Annotated in this window: 8 protein-coding genes and 1 tRNA gene; 4 read left to right on the top strand and 5 right to left on the bottom strand. The window is 36.9% G+C overall.

From position 1 onward, the window contains the following. Positions 1-42: 42 nt before the first annotated feature. The 3 genes from ACLI50_RS04635 to ACLI50_RS04625 all read left to right on the top strand — a co-directional run bounded on the left by ACLI50_RS04635 (position 43) and on the right by ACLI50_RS04625 (position 6,600). Positions 43-507 carry a heme-binding domain-containing protein gene (locus tag ACLI50_RS04635; protein ID WP_120230995.1) on the top strand — a complete coding sequence of 155 codons (465 nt, stop codon included), beginning with the start codon at positions 43-45 and terminating at the stop codon, positions 505-507. Positions 508-582: 75 nt separating this feature from the next. Beyond that, entirely contained in the window at positions 583-3,090 is a 2,508-nt protein-coding gene (locus tag ACLI50_RS04630) for a cation-translocating P-type ATPase (RefSeq protein WP_411413258.1), read from the top strand. A 546-nt stretch (positions 3,091-3,636) separates the two neighbouring features. After that, positions 3,637-6,600 carry a response regulator gene (locus ACLI50_RS04625; RefSeq protein WP_238349679.1) on the top strand — a complete coding sequence of 988 codons (2,964 nt, stop codon included), beginning with the start codon at positions 3,637-3,639 and terminating at the stop codon, positions 6,598-6,600. 92 nt (positions 6,601-6,692) lie between these two features. Here the strand turns inward: ACLI50_RS04625 and ACLI50_RS04620 are convergent. The 3 genes from ACLI50_RS04620 to ACLI50_RS04610 all read right to left on the bottom strand — a co-directional run bounded on the left by ACLI50_RS04620 (position 6,693) and on the right by ACLI50_RS04610 (position 9,863). Further along, positions 6,693-6,764: transfer RNA gene (locus ACLI50_RS04620), tRNA-Arg, on the bottom strand. 413 nt (positions 6,765-7,177) lie between these two features. Next, positions 7,178-8,608, bottom strand: a complete 1,431-nt coding sequence (locus tag ACLI50_RS04615; RefSeq protein ID WP_343639951.1) for a S41 family peptidase — start codon at positions 8,606-8,608, stop codon at positions 7,178-7,180. A 145-nt stretch (positions 8,609-8,753) separates the two neighbouring features. After that, entirely contained in the window at positions 8,754-9,863 is a 1,110-nt protein-coding gene (locus ACLI50_RS04610; protein ID WP_411413257.1) for an epoxide hydrolase family protein, read from the bottom strand. A gap of 344 nt (positions 9,864-10,207) precedes the next feature. Here ACLI50_RS04610 and ACLI50_RS04605 point away from each other — a divergent pair, with 344 nt between their 5' ends. Beyond that, complete coding sequence (locus tag ACLI50_RS04605) at positions 10,208-10,849, top strand: NAD(P)-dependent oxidoreductase (RefSeq protein WP_123278372.1); 642 nt, start codon at positions 10,208-10,210, stop codon at positions 10,847-10,849. Positions 10,850-11,002: 153 nt separating this feature from the next. Here the strand turns inward: ACLI50_RS04605 and ACLI50_RS04600 are convergent, their stop codons facing one another. Beyond that, a complete protein-coding gene (locus ACLI50_RS04600; RefSeq protein ID WP_411413256.1) occupies positions 11,003-11,770 on the bottom strand; it encodes a methyltransferase domain-containing protein in 768 nt (255 codons plus the stop codon). An 88-nt stretch (positions 11,771-11,858) separates the two neighbouring features. Then, on the bottom strand, positions 11,859-14,651 hold the full coding sequence (gene uvrA, locus ACLI50_RS04595) for an excinuclease ABC subunit UvrA (protein WP_411413255.1): 2,793 nt from the start codon (positions 14,649-14,651) through the stop codon (positions 11,859-11,861). Positions 14,652-14,759 lie beyond the last annotated feature (108 nt).

The raw sequence follows: 14,759 nt of genomic DNA, 5'->3' as shown, positions 1-14,759 counted from the left end.
AAATTATAGTAAAATAAAAGAACTTATCAATAAATACAAATTATGAAAACATCATCTTTAATAAAAACAGGAGCAGGTTTTATAGCCTTGTTTCTGATTGTGATTCAGTTTTTTGATACTGATAAAAATATTGCAACAGTTCCTTCGGATAATGCCATTGAAAAACATTATCAGGTTCCGGTTCATGTACTGGGATTATTAAAAACAAGCTGTTATGACTGCCATTCCAACACCACGGCTTATCCATGGTACAATAACATACAGCCTGTAAAATGGTGGCTGGCAGATCATGTGAACTCAGGAAAACGGCATCTCAATTTTGATGAATTTAACAGTTATTCAAAAGAGAAAAAAATAAAGAAACTTGACGAGGTTGCAGAAACCATCAGAGAGGGCGAAATGCCCCTTACATCCTATACCGTTGTTCATCAGAATGCAAAGCTGACTGATACCCAAAAGTCAGAAATTGAACAATGGGTAAATGAGGTGAAAAAGCAGATTGAATAGGAGGCTGTAAAAAAACAGAAATAGTACCCTGATATAACAAAACAATCAGTAAATTTAATATCATATCCATTTCGTATGAATTACAATATACCGGAAAATTTGAAAGGGCTTACAGAATCTGAAGTAGCCGCTTCCAGAAAAAAATACGGATATAACCGTCTCGAAGCGGTTAAGAAAGAATCATGGGCAGATCTTCTTCTCAACATCCTTAAAGAACCGATGCTGATTCTTCTTATATGTGTTTCCTTCATTTATGTGCTTACAGGAGATTATGGCGAGGCTTTATTTATGTTTGCTGCTATTGTTGGAGTTACTGCAATTTCTTTTTATCAGGATAACCGGAGCAAAAAGGCACTGGAAGAACTTGAAAAATTGAATGAACCTTTAAGTAAAGTAATCAGGAATTCAAAGATTATAGATATTCCCACTTTTGAAATAGCAGTTGGTGATCTGTGTATTACCGAAGAAGGAAACCTCATCAATGCGGACGGAAGAATTGTTCATAGCAACGATTTTTCTGTCAATGAATCTTCCCTTACCGGAGAGAGCTTTTCTGTTTTCAAGGACAGCAAATCTGAAGATAATAAAGTCTATAGCGGAACAATTACAGTTTCAGGACTTGCGGTTTTTGAGGTTGAAAATATTGGAAAGGAAACAAGAGTAGGAAAAATAGGACAGTCCATACTCAATATAAAAACAGAAATATCTCCTTTACAGCTTCAGATCAGGAACTTTGTAAAGGGGATGGCTGTTATCGGGCTCATCATCTTCCTGGCAGTATGCATCTTCAGCTTTGTCAAAACAGGAGATTTTGTGACCAGTTTATTGAGTGGGCTTACATTAGCAATGTCTGTTCTTCCTGAAGAAATTCCTGTAGCCTTTACGACCTTTATGGCCTTGGGCGCATGGAAACTGATGCGGGAAGGAATTATTATTAAACGAAGCAGTATTGTAGAAACGCTGGGAAGCGTTTCTGTAATCTGTACTGATAAGACAGGAACGATTACGGAAAACTCCATGCAATTGAAACATCTATATGATTACCGTTCTGACAGAACTTATGAAGAAACAGAGTTTGAGACAACAGTGCTGCATGAACTCATTGATTATGCGATGTGGAGTAGTGAACCTGTACCTTTTGACCCCATGGAAATAACACTACATAAGGTCTATGAACAGAATCGTAAGCCTGATCAAAGAAAAGACTATCAGCTGTTTCATGAGTACCCGTTGGAAGGTAAACCGCCGATGATGACCCATCTTTTTGAAAATGAGCAAAAAGACAGAATTATAGCAGCTAAAGGAGCTCCGGAAGCCATTATAAGTGTTTCCAGTCTTTCAGAAGAAGAAAAAAATAAAATAAGAACGTTAATAAAGAATTTCGGAGAACAGGGATACAGAGTTCTCGGTGTTGCCAGATCTCATTTTGAAGGAAATGATTTCCCTGACAAGCAGCAGGATTTTAAATTTGACTTTTTAGGTCTGACTGTATTTTATGACCCTCCTAAAAAAGGAATAAAAGAAGTTTTTAAACATATCTATGATGCTGGTATTAAAGTAAAAGTCATTACAGGAGATAATGCAGATACTACAAGAGCTATTGCATTGCAGGCAGGAATAGAAAACAAGACTCTGCCCGTTAATGGAAGTGAAATAGCAGGGTATTCACAAACAGAGCTTATAAAAGTTTCAGAAGATACCACTTTGTTTACAAGAATGTTTCCCGAAGCAAAGCTGGAAGTGGTTTCTGCCTTGAAAGCGCAGGGCCATGTAGTTGCCATGCTGGGTGACGGAGTGAATGACGGCCCGGCTTTAAAAGCGGCTCATATTGGAGTGGCCATGGGAAATAAAGGGACTGAAATTGCCAAATCAGCCGCAGCACTGGTCATCACCAATGATGATCTGGATAAACTCGTAATTGGGGTTGCTGCAGGAAGAAGAATTTATGCCAATATAAAAAAAGCGGTCCAGTATATTATTTCTATTCATATTCCTATTATACTCACTGTTTCTTTACCTTTGTTTTTGGGTTGGGTATTTCCACATATATTCACTCCGGTACATGTTATTTTTCTGGAATTGGTTATGGGGCCAACATGTTCCATTGTTTATGAAAATGAGCCAATGGAAAAAAATGCAATGAAAAGACCTCCAAGAGCACTGACAGATACTTTTCTGAACTGGAGAGAACTCACAATAAGCATTATTCAGGGGATCATCATTACCGCAGGGATATTATGGCTGTATCAGTACTCTGTCAGTCATGGAAATGGTGAAGCTAAAACCAGAGCATTGGTTTTCACTACGCTTATATTTTCCAATATACTGCTAAGTCTGGTGAACCGTTCTTTCTATTACAGCATGTTGGAGTGTTTTAAGAACCGAAACGTCCTGCTTGCCGGGATTTCAGTATTGGTTGTAATTTTCCTTCTGATTATTCTCTATGCAGCTCCTGTTTCCGGGTTTTTCAGCGTAACCGCTCTCAGCATAGAAGAACTTGGACTGGCACTGCTCACTGCTTCAGTTTCCGTACTGTGGTTTGAGGTTTATAAATTCATAAAAAGACTTTATTTTAGGAAATAATCTATAATAAGAAAATAGAATTTAGATCGTATGCAGGAATATACATTAATAAACGTCCATATATTAATAAAAAAATAACATATTTTTGTTATATTGACTTGATTTTTTCCCCGGCGAGATCCGGGGATTTTTCTTTTCATAATTTAGGGTAAAAATCAACTATAGAAGTAAAGAAATTGCTTTTTAGCAAATTAATGACCGGAAATGGTAAGATGTTAGGAATTGATTTTTAATAAAACTACGATGCCCGGGAAATCATTTTCACTTACTCTCCAAAATTTACGTTAAACTTTTGAGCTGGTCGCAAAAGCTTTACAAGTATAAAAATTTTATTTTTTAATCGAATATCTCTTGTAATCATGTTTTTTAAAATAAACACCAATGGAGAAAGATGATATACAAAGTAAACTTTTATAAAATTGATAAACCCATCTTTAACACTTTAATTGTACTCATTTTCCAATATCTGCTGACAAATTTTTAAATTAATTTGTTAATATTACAAAATGACCTATTTTTAGTATTTTATTGCCAAAATACGATTAAATGCCAAAAAAAATTATTAGAAATCTTCAAATTGGAGTAGTAATTTCTTTGATGCTTCTGATTGCTAGTTCCATAGCATCTTATATCAGCATACATAAGCAGATGGAGAATAGGAAAGAGTTATTAAAAAATAAGGAATCTATAAGCTTAGCAAAAGATATCTTAAGTACTCTTTTAAATGCTGAAACTGGAAATCGGGGATATCAGCTTACCGGGAAGGAGAATTTTCTTGAACCTTTCAATAAAAGCAAGAATGAATATCCGCAGTTTGTCTCTCACAAAGATAGGCTTAATCTTAGAGATAAAGATCAGATTAATATCCTAAATGAACTGCTGTATACTTCAGAGGTGTTGATGAAAGAATATGCCTTGCTTATTGAGAATCGTAAAAAAGGAATTGTAATGAGTCCGGCAGAACTTGTACAAAACAAGGAGGCTATGGATAGATGCCGCATGCTCGTTCAGAAATTTGTAAAACTTGAGGAAGTTCAACTTGCCATAAAAAATGAAGATCTGAACAAATCTTCCAATCGGACTGTTTTATTCATCATCTTTTCTGCTGTTGCAGCTATCGGTGTAACCCTTTTTGTTTATATACAACTAAAATCTGACCTTATTCGTCGTAGTAAGTTAGAAAACGACCTGTCTTATACTAAAGAAATGCTTGAGGAAACAGGTTCAGTAGCCCAGGTGGGAGGCTGGGAAGCTAATATGAAGACGGGAAAGCTTTTCTGGTCTCAAAGTACAAGAGAAATTCACAAAATAGAAAATAATTTCCAGCCTACTTTTGAAAATGCCCTTGGATTTTACAAAGGAAAAAGCGGGGATAGAATAAAATATCTTTTTAACAGGGCAATACAACAAGGAATTCCTTTTGATGAGGAGCTTCAGCTATTGCGTAATGATGGCGCTACGATCTGGGTAAGAGTAAAAGGCATTCCCGAATTTGAAGGTGATAGTTGTAAAAGAGTTTTCGGAATCATTCAGGACATTGATGCCTTCAAAAAAATGTTTCTTGAAGTTACCCGAAAGGAGGCTATAATGCAGTCTTTTGCCACTGATGTTCCTGTTCCTTTGGCTATGTTTGATAAAGACCTTAACTATATTGCTGTAAGCAGCAGATGGAGAGAGGAATTTAATATGAATGATATAGATCTTATCGGTAATAATCTTTTCACAATATCACCTAATATTCCCGAAGAAGGAAAAGAGATCTATAAGAATGCGCTGTTGGGAAAAACGTACATCAACGGTGATTTTACGTTAAAGGTGGAAGGAAAAGAAGAAATTCAGCATTACGACCTTAAAGTGGGACCTTGGTATCTTACAAAAAATGAAGTAGGCGGTGTCATTATTTCCATACAGAATATTACCAATGCTGTTAAGATCAATGAAGAACTGAAAAATGCCAAAGAAACAGCAGATACAGCCAGCCAAGCAAAATCCGAATTTCTTGCTAATATGAGTCATGAGATCAGGACTCCTTTAAACGGAGTTATAGGTTTTTCAGACCTTCTCCTCACGACACCGCTGAATGAAACCCAGATGCAATATCTGAATTACATCAATGAGTCTGGGGAAAATCTTCTTAGCATCATCAATGATATATTGGATTTTTCTAAAATAGAATCCGGAAAAATGGAGCTCTTGATTGAAAAATGTGATGTTTATGATATGTTGAGCCAGGTGATCAATGTGATTATTTATCAATCCCAGAAAAAAGATATTGAACTTCTGCTCAATATTGAGCCGGGTCTTCCCAAAATACTTTTTATGGATGAAGCAAGGTTAAAACAGATCCTGATCAACCTTCTCGGGAATGCTGTGAAGTTCACAGAAAAGGGAGAGATTGAGCTGAAAGTTGAGAAATTGCGCATGGATGATCGTACTATTGCTTTGCGCTTCTCAGTAAGAGATACTGGGATTGGCATCCCTATTGAGAAACAAAAATACATTTTTAATGCCTTTACACAGGAAAACAGTTCCATTAGTAAACAATATGGTGGCACGGGTCTGGGACTTACGATTTCAAACAATATCCTGGGATATATGGGAAGCCATTTGTCGCTGAGCAGCGTAAAGGAAAAAGGGTCTGTATTTTTCTTTGACATTGAGATTCCTTACGAGATCCCTCCATTGAGAGACGAGGAGGAGATAACTATTAAAACAGCCTTAGTGGTTGATGATAATGAAACCAACAGGATCATTCTTGAGCATATGCTTACCTATAAAAATATCAAGTCTACCTTGGCTTCTAATGGGATGGAAGCCTTAGAGATCCTGTTGAAAGGTGAGCGGTTCGATGTGATCCTGATGGATTATCATATGCCTGTTATGTCCGGATTGGAAACAATAGATAAAATAACAGGACTGTTCAATCAGCGAAATGAGACTTCTCCATTTATAGTACTTTCTTCTTCTTCTGAAGAACTGGGCATACTTAGCTCAGTTAGAAAAATAGAAAATGCACATTTATTATTGAAACCCATCAAATCTCATGATCTATACAAAACCTTAAAAAAGGTAGACCAAAGTTATACAGTGAAAATTAATAAGGATCAGCCTGAGAAAACTTCGCATGTATTTGATTCGGAATTAGAAGTGCTTTTGGTTGATGATAACGTAGTGAATATGGTCCTGAATAATAGAATAATGAGATCTCTTGCACCTGGTATACATCTAACGGAAGCCGTTAATGGGCTGCAGGCTTTGGAAGAATGCAGGAAAAAACAGTTTTCCATTATTATGATGGATGTACAGATGCCGGTAATGAGCGGTATTGAGGCAACACGAAATATTAGAATGCTTCCGGGGTATGAACATATACCTATCATAGGTGTTACAGCTGGAAATGTGCTGGGTGAAAAAGAAAAGTGCCTTGAAGCCGGAATGAATGATTTCCTTCCCAAACCTGTAAAGCAGGCGGACCTTCTTGAAGTACTCAAAAAATATATTATCGTTTAGAAATGATGAAAAAACAGGACTTGATTTCTTCTTAAAATAGAAAGAAAATAAAATAATATATCTTATTTAGCTAGTGCCATTTGGCAAATTTGTGGCCTCACCAGGAATCGAACCTGGATCTAAAGTTTAGGAAACTTCTATTATATCCATTGAACTATGAGGCCTTGGTTTGATTCATAAAAATACAAATTATTTAATTTTAATAATCAACAATTAATGCAGAGAATGGAGACTGGGGCAAAGATGTTTGTACCGTTTTGTACATTTTATAGCAAATATGCGAAAATACTTCTATAAAAGGATGTAGGATAAAAGAATCTGCCCTTTAGAGGCAGATCCAGTAGATAAATACATCTCATTTTTTTAATTAGACAACAATAAAAAGCACAGCCGACAATGCTGTGCTTAAATTTTTATTTCAAATTTAATTGCAATTTCAAGAGTAGTAAGAAAAGCAAATAAAGTTTCCACTTCGATGTTTATTACATAGTAAATGTAGTAATTATTTTAATACGAAAAATGAATTAAATGTTAAAATTCACAAGTTATCCACATTTTTTTGTGGATAAGTCTGAAACTAATTTAAAATCCAGGCTTTAGCAGTCTCCAGATCCATATCGTGACCTTCTTTGGATTCTACCGGAACGTCCGGATCAATTTTCCCGTAGTAGACTTTCCCGTTTCGGTCCATTTCATAAGAAGAAGCCAGAGCAAAGCTTTTACCATCGCTTAACGGATAAATACTATTGGCCGAAGTATAGCCCGCAGATGGTTTTCCAAAGAGTTTTACATTGCTTTTTCCAATAAATGCAATTGTTGTAGCTTCTCCTGAACTGGCGGTGTTTGGACCTATCAGAACTGCAATTTTAGATTGTCCGCTTTTAAGATTATAAGGTTCTGTAATTTTATTGGAACCAAACTTCCTGTCTTTATAAATCCATGGAGTTTTTTTATCCTTATATACAAAATATCCCAAAGTTCCTTCTCCAATCAGACTTCCGAGACCTCCGATCATAGGATACATATTTCCTCCTGTATTGCCTCTCAGATCTACAATCCAGCCTTTAATCGTATTTTCAGAGTCCAGTTTTTTAATCATATTGTGAATCTGCAGGGCAAAATCATTTCCAACTTCTGTGTTGACGGAACCAAAGCCGGGAACAGAAATATAGCCAATACTCTGATCAATTAGTCTGGAATCGGGCTTTGCCTCATTGGTGTTGCTTTTCTTTTGTTTTTCTGAACGTTCTTTGCCGGAAATAAATGAATGGTTATCACCAACCTGTCTTAGATTTTGTATAATATAGCTCAATGCAGGGTCTGTATCATCAATGGTTTTCATGCCTTTTGAAAGATATTGAAGGTTGGTTTCAATATTTTTCCAGTCCAGTTGGTCTGAAAAGATTGAATTCTTTTTCACAATATCTTTAAACTCCTGAATATATTTTGCAGATTTTTTCGAAGGTTCTTCATTTGAAAATGCAATTCTGTTCAGTTCAAAGTGGTCAAACCAAACCGTTCCGTTTCCTGAGAATACGCCTCCAAGAAGAAGGCTTTTTACATTTTTATCAACAGTGAAAATTAAAGAATATTTTGTCCAGTCTTTATTCAATGCAATGGACTTTTGTTGTGACTCTGAGTTTCCAAAGTCTATCATCTGCCCCTTCTCATCCTTCACCTGTGTCCATAGATTGATTTTCCCATTGGTGTTCTCAGATTTTACATAGGCACTGATTTCTATTTTTTGCAATTGCTGAATATCAAGAGGTATTTTTTGAGAAAAAGATTGAAAGTCTTTGGAATGATCAGCCTTTCCTATAAGCTGCATAGAGGCTTTTCCTCCAAAATATTGGGTATAATCTACTTTTCCTTCGTACGAATCTGCTTTTTTTATATTCCAGTGATTGGGTAATCCATCGGTCATGTTCTCAAAACCGGCATTTTGTATCTGAGCTTGCACTGAGCAGAATAGAAATGCTGCTATAATCGTGAAGGACAATTTTTTCATAGTTATTAATTTTGGCTAAAATAAAAAACTTGCCAACAACTTTATACTCTATTAACAATATTTTAGTAATGGTTTAGAAGGATTAACATTTTACCATCAAAAAGGAGCTGCAAAAAGGCAGGACCGATTGTAGCTCATGAATTGTTTATGTGGCAGAATAAAAAAATGATCTCAGTTCATCTGCAAATAAATGAGGTAATTCCAGGGCGGCAAAATGGCCACCTTCATTCATCTTTTTAAAGCTGGTGACATTCACGAAACGTTCTGCCCATTCTTTCGGAAACTGAGCTTCACGGGGAAATACAAGCACTCCGGCCGGAATATTGCTCTTTTGATGCACATGTGTTCCGCTCCATAAAGCTGCTACATCTTCCTTATACATTCTGGCAGAAGAACCAATGGTTTGGGTTACCCAATAAATCATAATATTGGTAAGCAACTCATCTTTTCCGCCAAATGCTGTTTCAATCATTTCAGGTGGTGCGCCTGCATTGATAAAACTTATGATCCAGCCTGCCAGTCCGACAGGAGAGTCATTAAGACCATAAGCCAAAGATTGAGGTTTGGTAGACTGTACCATGGCGTAAGCTCCTTCACTGTACCACCATTGCTGAACAAACTGTGCGAATTTCTGTTCCTCTTCACTCATTGTAGCAGGGTCTTCCTGGCCGGTGGGGTAGCCAACATCTGTAAGGTGAACAGCTTCCAGGGCTTCAGGATATTTTGAAGTCAATGCCTTTACGACTCCCATTCCGATATCTCCTCCGGCAGCACAGAATTTTTCATAACCTAGGACTTCAGTCATCAGTTGTTTCCACAGATCTGCCACCTTTTCACTGCTGACCGCTGTTTTATCAGAAAAGCCAAATCCCGGAATGGAAGGAATAACCAGATCAAAACTCTGTTCACCTTCCGTAAGCAGTGGAATAATTTTATGAAAGCGGTAATAGCTGTCTGGCCAGCCATGAGTAAGAATCAGCGGTTTAGGATTTGACCCTTTTCCTCTGATGTATTGAAAATGAATCAAAATTCCGTCAATCCGGGTGACATACTGTGGATGCTGATTCAATTGCTGTTCGTGCATCTTCCAGTCGTAATCATTGATCCAATAGCGGGTAAGTTCTTTCAGGTATGTTTCACTGGTGCCGTAGTTCCAGCCGGATCCTTCCGGTTCTCCCGGCCAGCGGACATTTTGCAGACGGTTTTTAAGATCGGTTATAACCGATTCGGGTATGTTTACTGTAAATGGTTCCATATTATGATATTTTATTGGGTGTAAGTTTGTTTTAAGGAAAATACTGACAGTAAGATAGTTATCAAAGTTAAAAACTTTCTCTTTTAATACATGTTGTCAAAATCATAAATTTTTGATTTTTTTTGAGGGAAAAAATGTAACTTTAATTCATTAAAATCTCGTAATACATATTACTATGAGTCAGGTGTTACTTTTAAGCCTGAACATCTTAGGTTCAATTTTCTGAACCCTATATAGCTATTATTCTTATCTAAAGAAAAGACAATTCATCTTTTATAATACTAATGGTCATTAGCGGTGAATCAGCTGCTGATTATTGATATTTAATATTAAAAAAAATAATTATGAAAATCCATAAAATTGCCGTCATCGGCGGAACCGGAAAATCCGGACAATATCTGGTACAAAACCTTCTTGAGAAAGGATATCATCTTAAACTTTTATTAAGGCATCCCAAGAATTTCACCCTTCAAAATCCATTAATTGAAGTGGTAAAAGGAGATGCAAGGGATACAACAGCGATCGATAAATTGATTCTAGGAACTGATCTTGTCATGAGTACTTTAGGGCAGCCAAAAGGAGAGAAGTCTATTTTTAGTGATGCTACAAAAAATATCATTTCTGCAATGAGTCATCATGGAATCGGTCGTTATATTGTAACTACAGGCTTGAGTGTAAATACACCGTCCGATCATAAAAATGAAAAGGTAAAAATGGCTACAGGCTGGATGTATCAGAACTATCCTGAGACAACCGCTGATAAGCAGAAAGAATATGAACTTCTTCTGGAAAGCCATCTGGACTGGACATTGGTAAGATTACCACTCATTCATCTTACAGAGGAAAGCTTTCCAACGGAGACAAATCCTACAGACTGTAAAGGAGAAAGCATCAGTGCTACAGATCTGGCGGATTTTCTGGTTTCTCAGATTGAAAATTCTGAGTATATCAGGAAAAGTCCGTTCTTGTATAATCTGAAAGAGTAACTATTTTATTAATAAACAGAAGCAGCTGTCGCAATTTTGTCATTCTGAATGAAACGAAGTGTAATGAAGAATCTCATATCATTGGTTATTAATGAGATTCTTCCTTCGTAAGAATGACAATTGTGGCAGTTTTTTATTGGGCGTTAAGGTTTTCTATTTCTTACGGCCATACATCAGGATGCGCTTGAATGCATAGATAGCCGGATATTTTGTAAACCTTTTGGCGATACGCGATTTAAATTCGGAGATGAATTGTTCTTTCTGTTCTCCTTCCATGCGTTCTAAATAAGGTAACAATGCTGTTCCTGAAATAAAGGTGTATAAAGCCTCGTGATCATCCGCAATAATAGGGTATACCTTCTGAAATATTTCAATATCCTGAATTCCGTTATCAAATAATATCTGTGCATAGTCATCCATTGAAAGTACCGGAGAATCACGGTTGAAATGATTTAGTTGGGATGCGTAGGGTTCTTCACCTGCCATTTTTGTTAAAATCTGATTGAGGATATTTTCTTTCTGAACCGGCATTTGTATTGCTAACTGTCCATTCTCTGAAAGTAATCCAATGATTTTGGGAAATAAAGTTTCGTGATCATCAGCCCACTGTAAAGCGGCATTACTGAAGACAAGATCCCATTTCTCGTCAGACTGGGATGTTTCTTCAATGCTCTGAAGCTTAAAGTGTAAATGATCGTTTTCATATTTCCTCGATTTTTCAAGCATTTCTGCTGATGAATCAATTCCCAAGAATGTAGAGCCTGTCAGTTTTTCCGTAAGAATAGAGGTCTGTTCTCCGGTTCCACAGCCTAAGTCAATAGCTTTTATATTGTTTTCAGGCTTGATTAACGCTGCTAAATCATAAAATGGCTTATAACGTACATCTTTGTACTGATCATATAATTCGGGATTCCAGGGCATAAATAATAATTTTGTAATGGTTTGATAAGTTGAATAAAGATAAGTAATCTCAATAAAAAACCGGCTGTTTAAAAACAGCCGGTTGTATTTATTGTTCCAGTTTTTCTTTGATATATTTTGCCGTATAAGACTTTTTATTTTTAGTCAGATCTTCCGGTGTTCCTGCAAATACAACTTCTCCGCCGTGTTTTCCTGCTTCCGGACCGATATCGATAATATAATCGGCACATTTGATAATATCAGGCTGATGCTCAATAACAATCACCGAATGTCCGAGATCAATCAACGCCTGTAATGATTTCAATAATTTTTGAATATCATGGAAGTGAAGCCCTGTGGAAGGCTCATCAAAGATAAATAGCGTTTTATCCGTTGTTACCCCTTTTACAAGGAAAGAAGCCAGCTTCACACGCTGTGCCTCACCGCCGGAAAGGGTAGAGGAGCTTTGTCCCAGCTGTAAATAACCTAAACCTACTTCCTGCAAAGGTCTCAGCTTCGTTACGATCTTTTCTTCATTATTATCTTTAAAGAATTCCAATGCTTCATCTACGGTCATATGAAGGATATCAGAGATGTTTTTCTCATCAAATCTTACTTCAAGGATCTCATTTTTGAAACGTGTTCCTTTACAAACCTCACATTCAAGCTCGATATCCGCCATAAACTGCATGGAAACATTGATCACTCCTTCTCCTTTGCATTCATCACATCTTCCGCCATCTACGTTGAAAGAGAAGTGTTTAGGCTTATAACCCATCATTTTGGCTACTTTCTGCTTGGCAAAAAGATCACGGATATCGTCGTAAGCCTTTAGATAGGTTACAGGATTTGAACGGGATGATTTTCCAATAGGGTTCTGATCAATCAGTTCAATGTTTTTGATCAGTTTTTTTGGAAATTCGACAGTATCATAATCTCCTTTTTTACCGCCCATTCCCAACTGGATCTGGATGTCATTGGTAAGGATCTCTTTCATCAAAGTAGACTTTCCACTTCCTGAAACTCCGGAAATGACTACCAGACTTTCCAAAGGAACGTCTACATCTATATTTTTAAGGTTATTCTGACGGGCTCCTTTAATGTGAATCCATTCTTTTGCTTTTCTTCTTTTCTTCGGAACTTCTATTTCAAGTCTTCCGGTAAGGTATTCTGAAGTAAGTGTATTCGCTTTTTTCAGATCCTTATAATCTCCGGCAAATACCAGTTCCCCACCAAGATAACCTGCTTCCGGACCAATATCAATAATATAGTCCGCTGCTCTCATTACATCCTCGTCATGTTCTACCACAATCACGGTATTTCCAAGGTCGCGAAGATTTTTCAATACTTCGATCAGGTTTTCCGTATCTTTGGAATGCAGCCCGATAGAAGGCTCATCCAGAATGTAAATAGAACCTACCAAAGAACTTCCTAAGCTTGTTGCCAGGTTGATTCTCTGACTTTCTCCTCCTGAAAGGGTATTCGATGTTCTGTTTAATGTTAAATATCCTAATCCTACTTTTAATAAAAATTCCAGACGGGTGGTGATTTCGTAAATCAGTCTCTTGGCGACTTCCTTGTCATGATCTGAAAGTTTTAATCCGTTGATCACCGGAGCAAGTTCATCCAAAGGAAGTTCAATCATCGACTGGATATTGTGTCCGTCTACTTTTACCCAGCTTGTTTCTTCACGAAGTCTCAATCCTTCACATGTCGGGCAAAGGGTTTTTCCTCTGTAACGGGAAAGCATTACTCTGTATTGAATTTTATAAAGATTTTCTTCAAGCATCTTGAAGAAATTGTTGATACACGGGAAATTACTCCTTCCGTCACCTTTCCAAAGGAAGTTTTTCTGTTCTTTTGTTAATTGATGATAAGGTTTGTGGATAGGGAAGTCACCTGCTTTTTTGATGAAATCCTTTTTCCATTCGCTCATGGTTTCTCCCCGCCAGCAGACAACGGCATCTTCGTAGATGGATAATGTTTTATTTGGAACTACAAGATCTTCGTCAATTCCGATCACTTTTCCGTATCCTTCACATACCGGACATGCTCCGTAGGGGTTATTAAAGCTGAAAAAATGAACGTTGGGCTCAAGAAACTCCATTCCGTCCAGCTCAAATTTATTGGAAAATTCTTTTACCTTCTCAGTGTTTGTATTCTTTAATGAACAATATCCGCGTCCTTCATAGAATGCCATTTGAATAGAATCTGCAAGTCTTTGTAAAAAGCTTTCGTCTTCTTCGTAAGAAAAACGGTCGATGACAAGGTTGATCGTCATTCCTTTTTCCGGGGCAAAACCAAAACTTTCCAGATCTTCAATCCCGGCTACATTTCCATTAATTTCAAGTCTTGTGAAACCTGCCAGTTTTAAAACATTCAGGGTTTCTTTAAAATTGTCTGCATCATATTCCAAAGGAGCAGTTAATAGAAAGGAAGTATCTTTTTTTGAAGCCTTGATGAAGTCGACTACATCAGAAACCGAATCTTTCTTCACTTCTTCTCCCGAAACCGGTGAAAAGGTTTTCCCGATCCTTGCAAATAAAAGCTTCATATAATCGTAAATCTCTGTAGAAGTTCCCACAGTAGAACGCGGATTGGAAGAAATTACTTTCTGCTGGATGGCAATAGAAGGTGCGAGTCCTTTGATATCGTCCACTTTTGGTTTTTCTAATTTTCCCAAAAACTGACGGGCATAAGAGCTTAAACTTTCTACATATCTTCTCTGTCCTTCTGCGTAGATCGTATCAAAAGCCAAAGATGACTTACCGCTTCCCGAAACTCCTGTAATAACAATCAGTTTGTTCTTTGGAATAAGGACGTCTATATGCTTCAGATTGTTAAGATGTGCATTCTTAACGAAAATCTGTTTTTTTATATCTATTTCTGTTGTGTTAGCCATATTTTGTTTATTCATATAAAGACTGCACAGCATTAAGGCTGGCAGTAATGGTGTTTGGCTACAAATATTCTGTGGCCGGTATCAATTGAACTTTTACATATATCCTGA

The organism is Chryseobacterium cupriresistens, assembly GCF_046614675.1.
In the GTDB taxonomy this organism is placed as follows: Bacteria; Bacteroidota; Bacteroidia; order Flavobacteriales; family Weeksellaceae; genus Chryseobacterium; species Chryseobacterium cupriresistens.
This window is presented reverse-complemented; position numbering and strand designations above follow the sequence as displayed.

What these genes read in the sequence shown, in the direction of transcription:
- ACLI50_RS04635 (WP_120230995.1), top strand. Translation starts at nt 43, where the DNA reads ATGAAAACATCATCTTTAATAAAAACAGGAGCAGGTTTTATAGCCTTG.
- ACLI50_RS04630 (WP_411413258.1), top strand. Translation starts at nt 583, where the DNA reads ATGAATTACAATATACCGGAAAATTTGAAAGGGCTTACAGAATCTGAA.
- ACLI50_RS04625 (WP_238349679.1), top strand. Translation starts at nt 3,637, where the DNA reads ATGCCAAAAAAAATTATTAGAAATCTTCAAATTGGAGTAGTAATTTCT.
- ACLI50_RS04615 (WP_343639951.1), bottom strand. Translation starts at nt 8,608, where the DNA reads ATGAAAAAATTGTCCTTCACGATTATAGCAGCATTTCTATTCTGCTCA.
- ACLI50_RS04610 (WP_411413257.1), bottom strand. Translation starts at nt 9,863, where the DNA reads ATGGAACCATTTACAGTAAACATACCCGAATCGGTTATAACCGATCTT.
- ACLI50_RS04605 (WP_123278372.1), top strand. Translation starts at nt 10,208, where the DNA reads ATGAAAATCCATAAAATTGCCGTCATCGGCGGAACCGGAAAATCCGGA.
- ACLI50_RS04600 (WP_411413256.1), bottom strand. Translation starts at nt 11,770, where the DNA reads ATGCCCTGGAATCCCGAATTATATGATCAGTACAAAGATGTACGTTAT.
- uvrA (WP_411413255.1), bottom strand. Translation starts at nt 14,651, where the DNA reads ATGGCTAACACAACAGAAATAGATATAAAAAAACAGATTTTCGTTAAG.